Here is a 15,643-nt window from a genome sequence, read left to right on the forward strand (position 1 = left end):
CAGAATCATTCTGGTTAGAATAGTGTTTTGAGCTGGGTGAGATAGGGTGTCAGAACCCCGCTCAGCAGGTAAGGGCCAAGTCCCCAGACCAGCGTCCATCCCGCAGCGCCAACCATGTTGGCTGCCAGAAAATGCAGCGGGTTCATTTTCATTGAACCCGCAACGACACCGTTGAGCTGCCGCAGAAGCACGACGAAGCGCGCCGTCGCCACGACATAAATTCCCTTTGTATCGAAAAGTTTCTCGAACTGGTCCAGCCGTTCCGGCGTGAGTTTCACGAGGTGTCCGTATCGCAGGATCAGTCGACGGCCACCAAAACGACCGATCAGATATCCCGTGCAATCGCCAAGCACCGCGCCAACAAAGACCGCCAGAAGCACGGCTTCGATGTTCAGCGTTCCATGCAGGGCAAGCAAGGAGCTTGCTATGAGGGCGCTTTCGCCCGGTAACGGTGCGCCGAAAGACTCAAAATACACGATGAAGAAAAGCGCCAGCGCGCCATAGGCGGCGATATAGGGTTCAAGAAAACTCATCGAATGGCGGTCTTTCGACAACAGAATTAAAAAGGCTCCGGACCAGCCGGAGCCTGAATTTCATGATATGATATCAGCCGATGGAACGCTTGCCGGTAATGGCGTGGTAGACCCACAACACGATTATTGAGCCGACGATCGCGATAACAAGGCTGATCGGATCGAATGCGCCAGTGACGCCGCGTCCAAAAAGCTGAGACGAGATAACGCCGCCGACGATGGCGCCGACAATGCCGAGAGCAATATCCAGAAACATGCCCTGGCCACTTTTATTGACAATCTTGCTGCCGATGAAGCCGGCAATCAAGCCTAGTATTATCCAGCTTATAACAGACATCTAATATCTCCCGATGCGTAAATACACTTTTGCATCACGCACTTAGGAAATTTTCACACTGCTACAAAATTTGCAAGGTATAATGCTTGTCAAATTGGGAAACCTATTTAACTTTAACTTACCGGATGCACAGTTGGCATCGGATAACAGGGAGTATCGTGTGATGGGAAGTTATGACGACAACTCGGGCAATTCGCCGATTCCCGGCGGCAGCCTCGCGAAACCGGTTCTGATTGCGCTCGGCGCCCTGCTGATCGGCAAGATGTTGAAGGGTGGCAGCGATGATGCGGCAGCCACGCAGGCGCAGCCTGTGCCAGTGCCGGATCAGTCGCAGGCAGGCGGAGGCCTGCTCGGCGGTATCCTTGGCGGGCTCGGTGGTCTGCTCGGCGGCGCGGCTGCTGGAAATGCCTCTGCGGCTCCCTCCGCTCCGGGCTCTCTTGGCGGAGGACTTGGTGGTCTCCTTGATCAACTGAAACAGGCTGGCCTTGGCGACAAGGTGGATTCCTGGGTCGGTCAGGGCTCCAACCATTCAATCGAGCCGGGTCAGCTCGGCGATGCGATCGGCCAGAAAACGCTGAGTGAGGTCGCTCAGCATGCCGGTATCGACCAGCAGGAGCTTCTGGATCAGCTATCCCAGGTTCTGCCAGGATTGGTGGACAAGCTGACAGCGAACGGACAAGTACCGGACGCCAGCTCGCTTTCGAAGCTGTTGCAGGGACGCTGACGGGATTTACATCGTGATCGAACCGCACCGCTTGTCGGTGCGGTTTTGTTTTGGCGCTACTTTCGATAAAGTGAAGCCATCGCTTATTTAAGCACCGCAGATCAACGGCTGGAGTTGCATTTCATGAGTTTCTTTCCATGTCCTGATCCGGTTCTTGGTGACAAGACCTCGGTTGATAGCATCGAAACGCTAGTCATTCCGCGTACAAGCGACATTGGCGGGCTGGAAGTGCGGCGGGCCTTGCCGACAGTGCGTCGCCGTCTGGTGGGGCCGTTCATCTTCTTCGATCGCATGGGACCGGCTGTTCTGCGGGATGGTGATGCACTGGATGTGCGTCCGCATCCGCATATCGGTCTTTCCACGGTGACCTATCTGTTCGACGGGCATATCCGCCACAGAGACAGTCTTGGCACCGAAATGGTTATCCGTCCGGGTGACGTGAACCTGATGACCGCAGGCCGGGGCATTGTGCATTCCGAACGATCTCCGGAAGAGGAACGCAACGGGCCATTATCGATTTCCGGTATCCAGACCTGGCTCGCACTGCCCGATGCGCTGGAAGAAATCAGCCCTGAGTTTTTTCACACCAATGCGCCGGACCTGCCGGTGATGGAGGATCGTGACTTTTCCGGTCGGCTGATCATGGGTTCCATGCTTGGGGTGAAATCTCCCGTGATTCAGCACGCCGATACGCTCTATGCGGATATTCGCATAGAGCCGAATGGGCGCTTTCCAATCGCGCCCGTGGCCGAAGAACGCGCTATTTATACACTGCAGGGCAATGTCGGCATTGGCGGCGAAGTGTTTCCGCCGGATCGGTTGCTGGCTTTTCGTCCCGGTGACGATATTATCGTGCAGGCCGGGCCGGAAGGCGCACATATCATGCTTTTTGGCGGCGCGGCACTTGGTTCGAAGCGCTATGTATGGTGGAATTTTGTATCCTCTTCACGCGAGAGGATAGAGCAGGCCAAGGAGGAATGGCGCAGCGGGCGTTTCGATATCGTGCCCGGTGACGAGAAGGACTTCATACCTTTGCCCGAATGAAGATAACGGGCTGGGCCATAGGACACGATGTCCCGCCCTGCTTGATCCCGTCGCGTTGCTGCTATACCGACAACAAAGCCTAACCAGAAACAGGTTGTTTTAATGTCCCGACCTATGACCCCATTGCTTGACAAGGCGCCGACCCCGGAAGCCCTGCGTGCATTGCCGGAATCCGACTTGCCGCAGCTCGCGCAGGAATTGCGTGCAGAGCTGATTGACGTGGTTTCGACCACCGGTGGGCATCTGGGAGCGGGACTGGGTGTGGTGGAGCTGACAGTGGCATTGCACCACGTCTTCGACACACCGCATGACCGCATCATCTGGGACGTTGGCCATCAGGCCTATCCGCACAAGATTCTGACCGGACGTCGCGACCGTATCCGCACATTGCGCCAGACCGGCGGTCTTTCCGGTTTCACCAAGCGCAATGAAAGTGAATACGATCCCTTTGGCGCGGCGCATTCATCGACATCGATTTCCGCCGGCCTCGGCATGGCAGTCGCCTCCGACCTTTCGGGTGAGAAGCGCAATGTGATTGCAGTTATCGGCGATGGTTCGATGTCGGCAGGCATGGCCTATGAGGCGATGAACAATGCCGGGGCGCTCGATGCCCGCCTTGTTGTCATCCTGAACGATAACGACATGTCGATAGCGCCGCCGACCGGCGCCATGAGTGCCTATCTGGCACGTCTCGTCTCCGGCAAGACCTATCGCAGCGTCCGCGAAGCTGCGAAACAGGTCGCCAAGAAACTGCCGAAATTCCTGCAGGACAAGGCCCGCAAATCGGAAGAATATGCGCGCGCCTTCTTCACCGGCGGCACCCTGTTCGAGGAGTTGGGCTTCTATTATGTCGGTCCCATCGACGGTCATAATCTGGACCATCTGCTGCCGATCCTGAAAAATGTGCGCGATACGCAGGAAGGCCCGGTGCTCATTCATGTGGTGACGCAGAAGGGCAAGGGCTATGCGCCTGCGGAAGCTGCTGCCGATAAGTATCACGGCGTCAACAAATTCGACGTCATTACCGGCAAGCAGTCGAAGCCGCCTGCAAATGCGCCGAGCTACACCAAGATTTTCGGCACCAGCCTGATCGAGGAAGCCCGCCATGACGACAAGATCGTGGCGATCACCGCTGCCATGCCGTCGGGTACGGGACTTGACCTCTTTGGCGAAGTGTTTCCGCAACGTACATTCGATGTCGGTATTGCCGAACAACACGCGGTGACTTTCGCTGCCGGTCTTGCGAGCGAGGGCTTCAAGCCTTTCTGCGCCATTTATTCGACCTTTCTGCAGCGTGGTTACGATCAGGTCGTGCATGACGTATCGATACAGAATCTGCCGGTGCGCTTTCCCATCGATCGCGCCGGACTCGTTGGAGCCGATGGCCCGACCCATGCAGGTTCGTTCGACACAGGCTTTCTCGCCGCTCTCCCCGGTTTCGTGGTGATGGCTGCTTCGGATGAGGCTGAGCTGCGCCATATGGTGCGCACCGCCGCTGAATATGATGAAGGCCCGATTTCTTTCCGCTATCCGCGTGGTGACGGTGTCGGTGTGGACCTGCCGGAACGCGGTCAATTGCTCGAAATCGGCAAGGGCCGCATCGTGCGCGAGGGAACGAAGGTCGCTCTGCTGTCCTTCGGGACGCGCTTGCAGGAATGCCTTGCTGCTGCCGATGAACTGGGAGCTGCCGGTCTTTCGGCCACAGTTGCCGATGCGCGCTTTGCCAAGCCGCTCGATCACGATCTGATCCGCCGTCTGGCACGCGAGCATGAGGTGCTGGTGATGGTGGAAGAGGGCGCTGTCGGCGGATTTGCTTCCCATGTGCTGCAATTCCTCGCCACTGACGGCCTTCTCGATCGTGGTCTCAAGGTGCGGGCTTTGACGTTACCAGATACCTATCAGGATCACGGCAAGCCGGATGCCATGTATGCCGAGGCCGGTCTCGACCGGACAGGTATTGTGCACGCGGTGTTTGCAGCTCTTGGCCGCGAGGCGGTTGCTGCGCCATTTAGCGCCTGACCGATGGGTGGGGAAACGAGCGACAAGAACCTGCGGCTCGATCAGCTGCTGGTGGAGCTTGGGCTGTTTGCAACGCGTTCGCGGGCGCGCGATGCGATCCAGCGTGATACGGTCAAGGTTGACGGCAAGCCTGTCACCAAGCCGGGCCAGACGGTTCAGCGCACGGCGAAGATCGCCGTGGACGATCCGGCAAGCACCTATGTTTCCCGTGCTGCCCTGAAGCTTATCGCGGCGCTCGACGATTTCGAACTCGATGTGAAAGGGCGCACGGCGCTCGACATCGGCGCTTCGACTGGCGGTTTTACGCAAGTTCTGCTGGAGCGTGGCGCGAACCACGTTCTTGCCATTGATGTCGGCCACGACCAGTTGCACGAAACCCTGCGCAACGATCCTCGCGTCACGAATAAGGAAGGGATCAACGCCCGTGCGCTGGAACTTATCCATCTGGATGGACGCGAAATCGATTGCGTGGTTTCGGATGTGAGTTTCATTTCTCTGAAACTCGCATTGCCTCCGGCATTGGCCTTTGCGCAAAAAGGTGCTATCTGCGCGCTTCTCGTAAAACCGCAATTTGAAGCGGGTCGCGAGGCTATCGGCAAGGGCGGCATTTTGCGCGATCCGAAAGATGGCGAACGCATAGCAGAAGAACTGAGATCATGGCTTGAGACGCAAGCTGGCTGGCGCGCGCTCGGCCTTTGCCCGTCGCCCATCGAAGGTGGCGATGGCAATCGTGAATATCTCCTGGCAGGAAAGAAAGATCGATGACAACGCAGGCAATGGGGCAAATAACAATCCGCTCGATTGGTGCGGGTGGCGATGGCATCGCCAACCTTCCTGACGGCCAGATCTATGTGCCTTTTACGCTGCCGGGCGAAGTGGCCAATATTGCGCGCGACAAGAACCGCGCGACGGTCATGGCGCTCCTCGAAACATCGCCCGAGCGTCAGGCCCCTGCCTGCCAGCATTTTGAGGATTGCGGCGGCTGCGCGCTGCAACATTGGCAGGATGAACCCTATCGTCTGTGGAAGCGCGAACTGGTTGTCTCTGCTCTGAAGGGCAGGGGGATCGACACGGAGGTGGCTCCGCTGGTGGCTTGCCAGCCGCGCACACGCCGTCGCGCTGTTTTTGCGGCACGCAAGACGGAGAAGGGCGTGTTGCTTGGCTTCAACCGTCACCTCAGCCATGAAATCATCGATATCGTCGAATGCGCGGTAACCGTTCCCGAGATCATCGCGCGACTTGATGATCTGCGTGAAGTAGGAGCTTTGGTTGCGCCTGGTTCCAAGCCGTTCAAGCTGGCTGTGACACTAACGGAATCCGGTCTCGATCTCGCGGCCAGCGGCTGCGGCAAGCTGAGCGATGATCAACGGCGCGCGCTGACCGCGCTTGTGATGAAAAAGGGTTTGGCGCGCCTTTCGCATGAAGGCGAAATCATTGTTGAGCCGAAAAAGCCGCTCATCCATTTCGGCAAGGTTCCGGTTCCGGTTCCGCCCGGCTGCTTCTTGCAGGCAACGGCCGATGCCGAAGAAGCAATGGTGCGGCTGGTGCTGGATCATGTCGGCAAGGCCAAGCGTGTCGCGGACCTGTTCTGCGGTGTCGGCACATTTGCGCTGCGGATTGCGGAAAAGAGCGCGGTCCATGCCGTTGAAAACGACGCGCTGGCCCTTGCGGCTCTCGATCGTGGCGTGCGCCATGTGCAGGGCTTGAAGCCCGTTTCGGTCGAACGCCGCGACCTGTTCCGCCGACCACTGATGCCGAAGGAGCTGCTGCCTTATAACGCTGTGGTTTTCGATCCGCCGCGTGCAGGTGCAGAAGAGCAGGCGCTTGAACTGGCAAAATCCAAGGTGGAGAAGGTTGTCGCAGTTTCGTGCAATCCGGTGACCTTGGTCCGCGATCTGGCCATTCTGGTGAAGGGCGGCTATCGCGTCACGCGCGTGACGCCGATTGACCAGTTCCTCTGGTCGCCACATGTCGAAGCCGTGGCGACGCTGGTGAAGAAGTAAGCGTTAAGCCAACGCCCAATCCACCGCCGCTTCTGCATGCAGCCGCGTCGTGTCGAATACCGGCACTGGGCTGTCCTGCTGACCAATGAGCAGCATGATTTCGGTGCAGCCGAGAATGATGGCTTCGGCCCCACGCTCAACCAGACGATTGATGACAGCGCGGTATTTTTCGCGTGACGCATCGCGCACTTCGCCTACCACCAACTCGCGATAGATGATTTCATGAACAGTTTTGCGGTCGGCATCATCGGGCGTCAAAATCTCAAGCCCGTGTTCGGTGGCGAGGCGGCCTTTGTAGAAATCCTGCTCCATCGTGAAGGCGGTGCCGAGAAGCCCGATTTTTGACAAACCTGCGGCCCTGATCTTTTCCGCTGTCGGGTCCGCAATGTGCACAAGCGGGACCGAAGTGGCGCGTTCAATATCCGCGGCCATTTTATGCATGGTGTTGGTGCAGATCAGGATGAAGTCCGCGCCACCTCTTTCAAGGTTTTGTGCGGCCTCGACCATCAGCTTGGTCAGCTCGTCCCATTTGCCTTCATGCTGAAGCTGCTCGATTTCACCAAAATCCATCGACCACATCAGGCTCTTGGCCGAATGCGTGCCGCCGAGCCGTGTGCGGATTTCCTGATTGATGATGCGATAATATTCCTGCGAGCTTTCCCAGCTCATCCCGCCTATCAGCCCGATTGTCTTCATCAATCCCTCCCGGATATAATTAAGGGCGGATTGCTCCGCCCTTGTCATTCGGTCATATATGTCATTCGGTCATGTATTTGGCGAAAGCCGTAATCACATCTTTTCGATGATCTTCTGGTCGCCTTCATGTGCCTTGCCATTGGCGGCGATGATGGCGGGAACGATGTCTTCAGCCTTGTCGATCACCAATGGCTTCATCTGATGGGCGGTGTGGATAAAACCTTCCGCCGTCATGTGCTCGAGAAGCGCGAGCATCGGCTGCCAGAAATTGTTGATATTTGCGAATACCATCGGCTTGCGATGCTTGCCGAGCTGCGCCCAGGTCATCATTTCCACGATTTCCTCAACCGTGCCGATCCCGCCGGGAAGCGTAACGAATGCATCCGATTTCTGGAACATGAGGTGCTTGCGCTCATGCATATCGCCGACGACGATGAGTTCGGTCAGTTGCTCGGCCTTTTCAAGGCTTGCTTCCTTGTCGAGCAGGAAGGTCGGGATGATGCCGGTGACTTCGCCGCCGGCTTCCATCACGCCTTGCGCAACCGCGCCCATGATGCCGCGTGTGCCACCGCCATAGACAAGGCGCAGACCGTGTTCGGCAATGGACCGGCCAAGCGTAACGCCTGCCTCACGATAGATGGGATTCAGGCCCGTGGACGAGCCGCAATAAACGCAGATGGATCGAATCTCAGACATGATTTTCTTGTGCGCTTTTGACCTTTCAGCGTCAAGCGTCCGCGCTTTCATTTTGCGGTGAAGATCGTGGTCAACGAGACCGTGCAGGCAGCGCTCGGGTTGGAAATTCCCGACGATTGTTATATCTCAATCGGTATGTACTCCAGATTGAGAAGTGGATTGGATATGAAGAACTGGGTTGTGTTGCTCGGGCTCACCTTTGCCGCATCATCCGCATCGGCTGGCGAAATAAATATCAAACTGCTGGACGATACTGAAGTAACGACCAATGCCGTTCTGTATCAGTGCGGTGAAAAAAACGTTTCTGTAACCTACTACAATGCCGGGGATATTTCGCTTGCCGAGCTGGAGCTCGAAGACGAAACCGTCGTTGCATCCAACGTCATTTCAGGGTCTGGCGCCAAATATGCCGGCGGCGTCTATATCTGGTGGACCAAGGGCGATACGGCCGATCTTTATAACCTTATGGACGATCCGGACCAATCAAAGCCGACAAACTGTGTAGAACAGTAACCTTGCTAATAAAAAGCCTCGTACCTTTTGCTGTTTCGGTGCAGATTTCTTGTGGGGGGAAGCCAAAAGCTATAAACCCGCTATTATAGTCTCTGGCGTGGATTTCGAAACGAAATGCAAAAGAACAGTTTAGGATTGCTCGGTATCGGGCTCGTCGCAATCGTTGCCGGGCTCGGCCTATATTGGAATGCAACACGATCCCGCGTTGAGGCACCGCAATCCGATGTCGCCGCGCCAGCGTCGAACAATGCACAAACGCCATCTGAAACCACAGCGCCGGAGGCGACCAAGCCTGCGGGCGAAACTGCGGCGAGCGATGCGAAGCCACAGGATACTCAATCCGTAGAGCCGGCCAAGCAGACTGACGCTGCTCCCGCAGAGCAGGCCAGCAAGACACCGGTTTTCGATCTTCTTCGCGTTGAGCCGGACGGTTCGGTCGTGATTGCGGGCAAGGCGCTTCCCAATGCCGATATCGAAGTCGTGGCGGGCGCAACCGTTGTCGGCAAGGCCAAGGCGGGAGCCAATGGCGATTTCGCCATTGTTCTGGACGAGCCGTTGAAGGCGGGTGATCATCAGCTCGTCTTGCGTTCGACCGGCGCGGACAACAATGTTGCCACTTCCGCACAGACCGCCATCGTGTCGGTGCCTGAGACCAAGTCCGGGCAGGTTCTGGCGCTGGTCGAGGAGCCAGGGCAGGCGAGCCGCCTGATCACCAAGCCGGAAACGGAACCGAAGCCGCAGGAAAATACGGAGGCTACCTCCGAAGCTGAGGCGAAGGCCGACAAGCCGGATGCCAAGCCTGCACAGGATTTGCCGATTGCAATCGAAGCGGTGGAGATTGAAGGCCAGTCCGTCTTCGTGGCGGGTAAAGCCAAAGGCGGCAATCGCGTGATCGTTCACGCCAACGATACATTGCTCGGTGCAAGCCTCATTTCGCCAGATGGCCGTTTCCTTGTGCAGAGCAAGCAGCCGCTGAGCGTCGGTGATTATATCATTCGTGCCGATCTGCTCGACAATGCCAATCAGGTTTTGGCGACAGCCCGCGTCCCGTTCCGTCGCGAAGCTGGCGAGAATATTTCAGCCATTGCCCCCGACACGGACGGTCAGACGGCAGCTCCGTCGGAAGCAAATGGGGGTGAAGCCGCTTCATCTGCAGCCCCGCTGCAGAAAGTGGAAGGTTCTGTCATCATTCGGCGCGGGGACAATCTCTGGACGATATCCAAGCGCACCTATGGCAAAGGCACGCGATACACGACGATCTATCTCGCCAATCGCGAACAGATCCGTAATCCCGATCTGATCTGGCCGGGCCAAGTCTTCAATATGCCGAAGGAACCTATGGGTGAAGACGAGGTGAAGCGCCAGTTGGAAGATCGCAACAACTGACGGAACTTTTTTAAAACTGAACCCCGCGCTCCCGTCATGGTGGCGCGTTTCAGCAATAAGTGTCAGTCACGATAGTTGTTTCTGTTCTGGCGGTCGTTTCCGAAATAAACACCTCCAAATCTTGAACTTCAGAGCATAATCGTATATCGTCGATTTACGATGAAGATAGTTCAGGACAAAACGTCGACCGAAACTGCGCCAGATCTCGCGCAGCTCGGCATTGACGACGAGGCGGCAGCGCGCATTTGCGCCGCGCTTGGTCATCCTGTCCGCATCCGTATCATTCGCCAGTTGATGATGGAGGAGGCCTGTTGCTGCAAGGATATTGTCGGCAAGCTCGACCTTGCTCAATCGACGGTTTCTCAACACCTCAAAGTCCTCGTGCAGGCTGGTCTTATCGATTATCGGCCTGATCGCCAGTCCTCGCGTTACAGCGTCAACTGGCCACAACTCAATGCTGTTCGCACGCATTTTGCTTCCTTCAAAAGCAGATGTTGCGGCTAGAGCATCTCCAGAAAAAGTCCGAAATGGCTTTCGGAAAAGATGTATCAATACAAACAGATAAAGCGGTAACGGAGTTTCATCTCGTACGAAATCGCTTGAGCCCACCGACTTGAAAGAACGCACCATGAGTTCCCCCAAAACGGTTTCCGCCGACTCCGGCGAGACGTTCAAGACACTGCGAAATCTCTGGCCCTATATGTGGCCGTCCGACAGGCCCGACCTGCGTATGCGCGTGGTCTGGGCCACGTTCTATCTGGTGATTTCCAAGATCGTACTCATCCTCGTGCCCTATTTCTTCAAATGGGTGACGAACGCCTTGACCGGTCAGTTGAACCCGCCGGATTATATCCCGCTGTTTCTAGTTGGCGCCGTGATGCTGGTTCTGGCTTATAACGGTGCCAAGATCGTGCAGGCGGGTCTCAACCAGCTTCGCGACGCATTGTTTGCGAGCGTCGGCCAGTATGCGGTGCGTCAGTTGGCCTACAGGACCTTCGTGCACATGCACCAGCTTTCGCTGAGGTTCCATCTTGAACGGCGGACAGGCGGGCTTTCGCGGGTCATCGAGCGTGGCACCAAGGGCATCGAAACGATTGTCCGTTTCACGATCCTCAACACGCTGCCGACCATTCTTGAATTTGCGCTGACGGCGGTGATCTTCGCCTTCGCCTACGGCATCTCCTATCTTCTCGTGGTTGCTGCAACGGTCTGCCTCTATACCTGGTTCACGATCAAGGCGAGCGACTGGCGCATCAATATTCGCCGCGAAATGAACGACTCCGATACGGATGCCAACACCAAGGCAATCGACTCGCTGCTCAATTTCGAAACGGTCAAATATTTCGGCAACGAGAATATGGAAGCCAAGCGTTTCGATGCTTCGATGGCGCGTTATGAAAAAGCGGCAACCCAGACATGGACGTCACTTGGCTGGCTGAACTTCGGTCAGGCCGTGATTTTTGGTGTCGGCATGGCAGCGGTCATGGTCATGTCAGCGCTGGAAGTGCAGGCGGGAACACAGTCCATCGGCGATTTCGTTTTCATCAATGCCATGCTGATGCAGCTATCCATTCCGCTCAATTTCATCGGTTTCATCTACCGCGAAATCCGTCAGGGACTGACCGATATCGAACAGATGTTCGATCTCCTTGATGTGAAGCAGGAAGTCATCGACAAAGCCAATGCGCCAGCGTTGAAAATCGATCACGGCGCAATCCGTTTCGATGACGTGCATTTCGCCTATGATGCGAACCGCCCGATCCTCAAAGGCATCAGTTTCGAAGTTCCGGCAGGAAAGACTGTAGCAATCGTCGGGCCGTCGGGAGCAGGTAAATCCACGATCTCGCGCCTCCTGTTCCGCTTCTATGATGTGCAGTCCGGATCGGTTTCCATCGACGGGCAGGATGTCCGCGACGTTACGCAGGAAAGCTTGCGCAAGGTTATCGGCATGGTGCCGCAGGACACGGTGTTGTTCAACGATACGATAGCCTATAACATTCGTTATGGTCGTCCCGATGCCACGACCGAAGAGGTGGAAAAGGCGGCGGAACTGGCGCAGATTTCGGGCTTCATCAAGCACCTGCCGGAAGGTTATCAAGCCATGGTCGGCGAACGCGGCCTCAAGCTTTCGGGCGGTGAGAAACAGCGTGTCGCCATTGCGCGCACGATCCTGAAAGCGCCTCCAATCCTGATTCTTGATGAGGCGACCTCCGCACTCGATACGGCCACCGAACAGGAAATTCAGTCAGCACTCGACATCGTCAGCCGTGGCCGGACCACGCTCGTCATCGCACACCGCCTCTCGACCGTGATCGGTGCGGATGAAATCATCGTCCTGAAAGATGGTTTGATTGCCGAGCGAGGCACGCATCGCATGCTTCTCAAGCATAAGGGGCTTTATGCGTCCATGTGGGCTCGCCAGCGCGAGGCGGACGAGGCGGAAGAACGCCTGCGTCAGGTCCGGGAAAGCGACGAAATGGGCATCATCACACGCGGTGTTCCGGCGGCGGAATAGCCTGTTTATTGGCGGCTAGTTATATTAGGGCACGATCACGTGCCCTAACAGCCGTGAATAATTTGCGAAATGGATTTCGATTCTGAACAGGATGAGGTAAATAACGGCCAAACTCAAAGGAAGAGCGATGAGCCTTACTGACACCATCCGCAACACTTTCGTACCGATCCATCGGGAAGGCTATCCGTTTATTGCGGGCTTTTTCGTGGTTTCACTTATTCTGGGCTGGCTTTGGGATCCGTTGTTCTGGATCGGCTTGGTGCTGACCGTCTGGTGCATCTATTTCTATCGCGATCCCGAACGCGTCACGCCAATGGACGATGATCTGGTCATCAGTCCCGCTGACGGCAAGGTTTCTTTCGTTGGCCCGGCTGTGCCGCCTGCCGAGCTGGATCTGGGTGCCGAACCGCGCATGCGCGTATCGGTTTTCATGAATGTGTTCTCGGTTCACATCAACCGTTCTCCGGTGCGTGGCAAGATAGAGAAGGTCGTGCATCGTCCGGGCAAGTTCCTCAATGCGGAACTGGACAAGGCCAGCACGGAAAACGAACGCAACAGCGTTTTGATTGAAAGCCCGCATGGCAAGATCGGCGTTGTTCAGATCGCTGGTCTGGTCGCGCGGCGCATCGTCTGCTGGTCCAATGAGGATGATGATCTGTCCGTGGGCGAGCGGTTCGGCCTGATCCGCTTTGGATCGCGGGTCGATGTCTACCTTCCGGCAGATGCGACCGTCCGTGTCGCCATTGGCCAAACGGCAATCGCCGGTGAAACCGTGCTGGCCGATTACGGCAGCGTGCGCGGCGAGCCTGTGGTGCGGATCGGCTGAGCCGATGGAAACGCCTTTTCCGCCTTTTGAGCCCAATGGCCGCGTGGATTCATCGCGCGGCCCGAAGCTGTCGCAGATACCGCTGCGTATCGTTATTCCCAATGTCATAACGGTTCTCGCCATCTGTGCCGGTCTTACCGGCATCCGTCTAGCCTTCGAGAACCGTTTCGAACTTGCCGTCGTCATGGTGCTTGTCGCCGCCTTTCTGGACGGCATCGACGGGCGCGTCGCGCGCATGATGAAGGGATCGTCAAAATTCGGCGCGCAAATGGACTCGCTCGCCGATATCGTCAATTTCGGCGTGGCGCCTGCGTTGGTGCTCTATGCCTTCATGCTCGATCAGGCGCGCTCGTTCGGCTGGATCGCGGCACTCCTTTATGCCATTGCCTGCTGCCTGCGGCTGGCGCGTTTCAATGTCATGCTGGAAGACCCGAACCGCCCGGCATGGCAAAGCAACTACTTCATCGGTGTGCCTGCACCGGCAGGCGCCATGCTTGTCTTGTTGCCGGTCTATCTTGGTTTTCTCGGGTTGACGCCAACGCGGGGGCTCGCTTTCGGCGTGGCGATCTATACCGTAGCAATAGCATTCCTGCTCGTAAGCCGTTTGCCAGTCTATAATGGCAAATCCGCAGGAAGCCTTGTCCGGCGTGATATCGTCATGCCGCTCATCCTGTTCGTGGTCGTTTATGTCGCGTTCCTGATGAGCTATACCTGGCAAACCCTTAGCCTCACCGCGCTTGCCTATCTTGCTTTTCTTCCATTCAGCCTGGCGGCCTGGAACAGGCGCGAAGCTGCCGACCGAAGGGCAGAGGAAGAAGCCAGCTCCGAAGAGGATAAGCCTTCAGAGGAAAACTGAGGGCAACGCCTGCTTGATGAAACTGACGCGCTCCTCGACCGATGATTTCGGCAGGAGCGCGATTTCATATCCAAGCTGCCTATAGGTTTTTTCCATCGCGTCGAAAGTGCGTATGGCTTCCTCGAAATCCTGCTTCCGCTCAGCATCCTGACCGAAGATTTCAGCCCATGGTGGGGTCAGGAAAACTGTTCTGTTATACCGAAACTGTCGTGCGGCCTCCTCCATGTGCCGTGGAATGGGCAGGTTGCACAGTGTCAGATAGCCGATCACGTCGGGAACACCGCGATCAAAGAAGACGGTACCGCGCTGTTGTTCTGCCATCGCGTGCGAGCGCATTTCCCAGCAAAGCATCAACTCCGCAAAAAGAGCGCGATCACCCCAGGGCAAGGCATTGCCGCTTATGGCAACCTGATCCTGTATGATGGCGCGCCCCGCTTCAACGGTACGCGAAAAACCATCCTTTTCAAGCGCATCGATCAGTGTGCTTTTACCCGATCCGGGCCCGCCGCTGATGATGATGAAACGCCGATGATCTTGGGTCATAGGTCCTCCAATAGCAAAGGGAATACGCGCCAAGCCAGTCAGCGCGTGATGAGGAGTTTTGAAAGAGGGAGAAAAACCCGCTGAAATAAGAGCCGTCAGGCGGCTGGGCGGGAAGGATCAGACAATAAATAGAACCGGCCTTGCGTATAGGCAAGGCCGGAAGAAAGAAATCAGCTCGGCTGATGATAATCGAGGAAGCGATCCTGACGCACGTCGAACAGCTTGCCCGTGACGTCAAGCGCAGGATCGGCGAGCTTGACGATCTTTTCTGCGACCGACTGCGGTGTCGGCAACGTCTCTGGATCTTCGCCCGGCATTGCCTGCGCGCGCATAGCCGTGCGGGTAGCGCCCGGATTGACCGAGTTGATCTTGAGGTTCATCTGCTTGGTTTCTTCAGCCCAGCTGCGTGCCATGACTTCGACAGCGGCCTTTGAGGCGGCGTAGGGGCCCCAGAAAGCCCGGCAGGTATGCGCCACACCGGAAGAGAGCATAATGGCACGCCCGGCGTCAGAAGCGCGCAGCAGCGGGTCCGTTGACCGGATGAGACGCCACACGCTGGTAACATTGACGTTCATGACTTTCTCGAAGGTCTTGGCCTCGACATGGCCGATCGGCGAGATCGTGCCGAGAACGCCCGCATTGGCCACCAGTATATCGAGTTTGCCCCAGCGCTCATGAATGGAGCCGCCGAGGCGATCGATCGCTTCCATGTCGGTAATATCGAGAGGCACAAGCGTCGCATTGCCTCCGAGTTTGCGGATATCGTCGTCCAGCTCTTCAAGCCCGCCGACTGTGCGAGCAACCGCGATGACATGTGCGCCGCGTTTTGCCAGTTCAAGTGAAAGAAAATAGCCAATACCGCGCGATGCGCCTGTCACCAGTGCGATGCGGCCCGTAAGGTCGATGCTCATCTAGTCCCCATATTTTGTGCAAACACAAGAAACAGGCGGCC

General features: G+C 56.8%; 17 protein-coding genes. 11 read left to right on the forward strand and 6 right to left on the reverse strand.

What is annotated here, in order from left to right:
* Window positions 1–14: 14 nt before the first annotated feature.
* The gene (locus CQZ93_RS02440) at window positions 15–533 is read right to left on the reverse strand and encodes a DedA family protein (RefSeq protein ID WP_105541173.1); all 519 of its coding nucleotides are present in this window, start codon (window positions 531–533) and stop codon (window positions 15–17) included.
* Between the two features lie 73 nt (window positions 534–606).
* Window positions 607–870: a GlsB/YeaQ/YmgE family stress response membrane protein gene (locus CQZ93_RS02445; RefSeq protein ID WP_105541174.1), complete on the reverse strand. Its 264-nt coding sequence runs from the start codon at window positions 868–870 to the stop codon at window positions 607–609.
* 163 nt (window positions 871–1,033) lie between these two features.
* Between CQZ93_RS02445 and CQZ93_RS02450 the strand changes: the two genes are divergently transcribed.
* From CQZ93_RS02450 to CQZ93_RS02470, 5 genes are all read left to right on the forward strand, one after another.
* Complete coding sequence (locus CQZ93_RS02450) at window positions 1,034–1,594, forward strand: YidB family protein (RefSeq protein ID WP_105541175.1); 561 nt, start codon at window positions 1,034–1,036, stop codon at window positions 1,592–1,594.
* Window positions 1,595–1,717: 123 nt separating this feature from the next.
* Window positions 1,718–2,638 carry a pirin family protein gene (locus CQZ93_RS02455; protein WP_105541176.1) on the forward strand — a complete coding sequence of 307 codons (921 nt, stop codon included), beginning with the start codon at window positions 1,718–1,720 and terminating at the stop codon, window positions 2,636–2,638.
* A 102-nt stretch (window positions 2,639–2,740) separates the two neighbouring features.
* A complete protein-coding gene (dxs, locus tag CQZ93_RS02460; RefSeq protein ID WP_105541177.1) occupies window positions 2,741–4,657 on the forward strand; it encodes a 1-deoxy-D-xylulose-5-phosphate synthase in 1,917 nt (638 codons plus the stop codon).
* A 3-nt stretch (window positions 4,658–4,660) separates the two neighbouring features.
* Window positions 4,661–5,422 carry a TlyA family RNA methyltransferase gene (locus CQZ93_RS02465; protein ID WP_105541178.1) on the forward strand — a complete coding sequence of 254 codons (762 nt, stop codon included), beginning with the start codon at window positions 4,661–4,663 and terminating at the stop codon, window positions 5,420–5,422.
* Window positions 5,419–6,660 (forward strand): class I SAM-dependent RNA methyltransferase, encoded by a 1,242-nt coding sequence (locus CQZ93_RS02470; RefSeq protein ID WP_105541179.1) that lies wholly within the window; start codon window positions 5,419–5,421, stop codon window positions 6,658–6,660. The genes CQZ93_RS02465 and CQZ93_RS02470 overlap by 4 nt, the downstream gene beginning before the upstream one ends.
* A gap of 3 nt (window positions 6,661–6,663) precedes the next feature.
* Here CQZ93_RS02470 and CQZ93_RS02475 read toward each other — a convergent pair whose 3' ends face one another.
* A complete protein-coding gene (locus CQZ93_RS02475; protein WP_105541180.1) occupies window positions 6,664–7,356 on the reverse strand; it encodes an aspartate/glutamate racemase family protein in 693 nt (230 codons plus the stop codon).
* A gap of 93 nt (window positions 7,357–7,449) precedes the next feature.
* A complete protein-coding gene (locus CQZ93_RS02480) occupies window positions 7,450–8,052 on the reverse strand; it encodes an LOG family protein (RefSeq protein ID WP_105543147.1) in 603 nt (200 codons plus the stop codon).
* A gap of 165 nt (window positions 8,053–8,217) precedes the next feature.
* Here CQZ93_RS02480 and CQZ93_RS02485 point away from each other — a divergent pair, with 165 nt between their 5' ends.
* From CQZ93_RS02485 to pssA, 6 genes are all read left to right on the forward strand, one after another.
* A complete protein-coding gene (locus CQZ93_RS02485) occupies window positions 8,218–8,565 on the forward strand; it encodes an MliC family protein (RefSeq protein ID WP_105541181.1) in 348 nt (115 codons plus the stop codon).
* A 114-nt stretch (window positions 8,566–8,679) separates the two neighbouring features.
* Window positions 8,680–9,951 (forward strand): Ig-like domain-containing protein, encoded by a 1,272-nt coding sequence (locus CQZ93_RS02490; protein WP_105541182.1) that lies wholly within the window; start codon window positions 8,680–8,682, stop codon window positions 9,949–9,951.
* A gap of 159 nt (window positions 9,952–10,110) precedes the next feature.
* Window positions 10,111–10,455, forward strand: a complete 345-nt coding sequence (locus CQZ93_RS02495; RefSeq protein ID WP_105541183.1) for an ArsR/SmtB family transcription factor — start codon at window positions 10,111–10,113, stop codon at window positions 10,453–10,455.
* 124 nt (window positions 10,456–10,579) lie between these two features.
* Entirely contained in the window at window positions 10,580–12,466 is a 1,887-nt protein-coding gene (locus CQZ93_RS02500; RefSeq protein ID WP_105541184.1) for an ABCB family ABC transporter ATP-binding protein/permease, read from the forward strand.
* A 127-nt stretch (window positions 12,467–12,593) separates the two neighbouring features.
* Window positions 12,594–13,292: a phosphatidylserine decarboxylase gene (locus CQZ93_RS02505; protein ID WP_105541185.1), complete on the forward strand. Its 699-nt coding sequence runs from the start codon at window positions 12,594–12,596 to the stop codon at window positions 13,290–13,292.
* A gap of 4 nt (window positions 13,293–13,296) precedes the next feature.
* Window positions 13,297–14,148 carry a CDP-diacylglycerol--serine O-phosphatidyltransferase gene (pssA, locus tag CQZ93_RS02510; protein ID WP_105541186.1) on the forward strand — a complete coding sequence of 284 codons (852 nt, stop codon included), beginning with the start codon at window positions 13,297–13,299 and terminating at the stop codon, window positions 14,146–14,148.
* Here the strand turns inward: pssA and CQZ93_RS02515 are convergent.
* Both CQZ93_RS02515 and CQZ93_RS02520 read right to left on the reverse strand, forming a co-directional pair.
* Window positions 14,134–14,691: an AAA family ATPase gene (locus CQZ93_RS02515; RefSeq protein ID WP_105541187.1), complete on the reverse strand. Its 558-nt coding sequence runs from the start codon at window positions 14,689–14,691 to the stop codon at window positions 14,134–14,136. The genes pssA and CQZ93_RS02515 overlap by 15 nt on opposite strands.
* Window positions 14,692–14,861: 170 nt before the next feature.
* Window positions 14,862–15,602 carry an SDR family NAD(P)-dependent oxidoreductase gene (locus tag CQZ93_RS02520; RefSeq protein ID WP_105541188.1) on the reverse strand — a complete coding sequence of 247 codons (741 nt, stop codon included), beginning with the start codon at window positions 15,600–15,602 and terminating at the stop codon, window positions 14,862–14,864.
* Window positions 15,603–15,643 lie beyond the last annotated feature (41 nt).

The organism is Ochrobactrum vermis (genome assembly GCF_002975205.1).
Taxonomy (GTDB): domain Bacteria; phylum Pseudomonadota; class Alphaproteobacteria; order Rhizobiales; family Rhizobiaceae; genus Brucella; species Brucella vermis.

Excerpts from the sequence above, each read along its gene's own strand:
- CQZ93_RS02440 (WP_105541173.1), bottom strand. The coding sequence starts at position 533 with ATGAGTTTTCTTGAACCCTATATCGCCGCCTATGGCGCGCTGGCGCTT.
- CQZ93_RS02445 (WP_105541174.1), bottom strand. The coding sequence starts at position 870 with ATGTCTGTTATAAGCTGGATAATACTAGGCTTGATTGCCGGCTTCATC.
- CQZ93_RS02450 (WP_105541175.1), top strand. The coding sequence starts at position 1,034 with ATGGGAAGTTATGACGACAACTCGGGCAATTCGCCGATTCCCGGCGGC.
- CQZ93_RS02455 (WP_105541176.1), top strand. The coding sequence starts at position 1,718 with ATGAGTTTCTTTCCATGTCCTGATCCGGTTCTTGGTGACAAGACCTCG.
- dxs (WP_105541177.1), top strand. The coding sequence starts at position 2,741 with ATGTCCCGACCTATGACCCCATTGCTTGACAAGGCGCCGACCCCGGAA.
- CQZ93_RS02465 (WP_105541178.1), top strand. The coding sequence starts at position 4,661 with ATGGGTGGGGAAACGAGCGACAAGAACCTGCGGCTCGATCAGCTGCTG.
- CQZ93_RS02470 (WP_105541179.1), top strand. The coding sequence starts at position 5,419 with ATGACAACGCAGGCAATGGGGCAAATAACAATCCGCTCGATTGGTGCG.
- CQZ93_RS02475 (WP_105541180.1), bottom strand. The coding sequence starts at position 7,356 with ATGAAGACAATCGGGCTGATAGGCGGGATGAGCTGGGAAAGCTCGCAG.
- CQZ93_RS02480 (WP_105543147.1), bottom strand. The coding sequence starts at position 8,052 with ATGTCTGAGATTCGATCCATCTGCGTTTATTGCGGCTCGTCCACGGGC.
- CQZ93_RS02485 (WP_105541181.1), top strand. The coding sequence starts at position 8,218 with ATGAAGAACTGGGTTGTGTTGCTCGGGCTCACCTTTGCCGCATCATCC.
- CQZ93_RS02490 (WP_105541182.1), top strand. The coding sequence starts at position 8,680 with ATGCAAAAGAACAGTTTAGGATTGCTCGGTATCGGGCTCGTCGCAATC.
- CQZ93_RS02495 (WP_105541183.1), top strand. The coding sequence starts at position 10,111 with ATGAAGATAGTTCAGGACAAAACGTCGACCGAAACTGCGCCAGATCTC.
- CQZ93_RS02500 (WP_105541184.1), top strand. The coding sequence starts at position 10,580 with ATGAGTTCCCCCAAAACGGTTTCCGCCGACTCCGGCGAGACGTTCAAG.
- CQZ93_RS02505 (WP_105541185.1), top strand. The coding sequence starts at position 12,594 with ATGAGCCTTACTGACACCATCCGCAACACTTTCGTACCGATCCATCGG.
- pssA (WP_105541186.1), top strand. The coding sequence starts at position 13,297 with ATGGAAACGCCTTTTCCGCCTTTTGAGCCCAATGGCCGCGTGGATTCA.
- CQZ93_RS02515 (WP_105541187.1), bottom strand. The coding sequence starts at position 14,691 with ATGACCCAAGATCATCGGCGTTTCATCATCATCAGCGGCGGGCCCGGA.
- CQZ93_RS02520 (WP_105541188.1), bottom strand. The coding sequence starts at position 15,602 with ATGAGCATCGACCTTACGGGCCGCATCGCACTGGTGACAGGCGCATCG.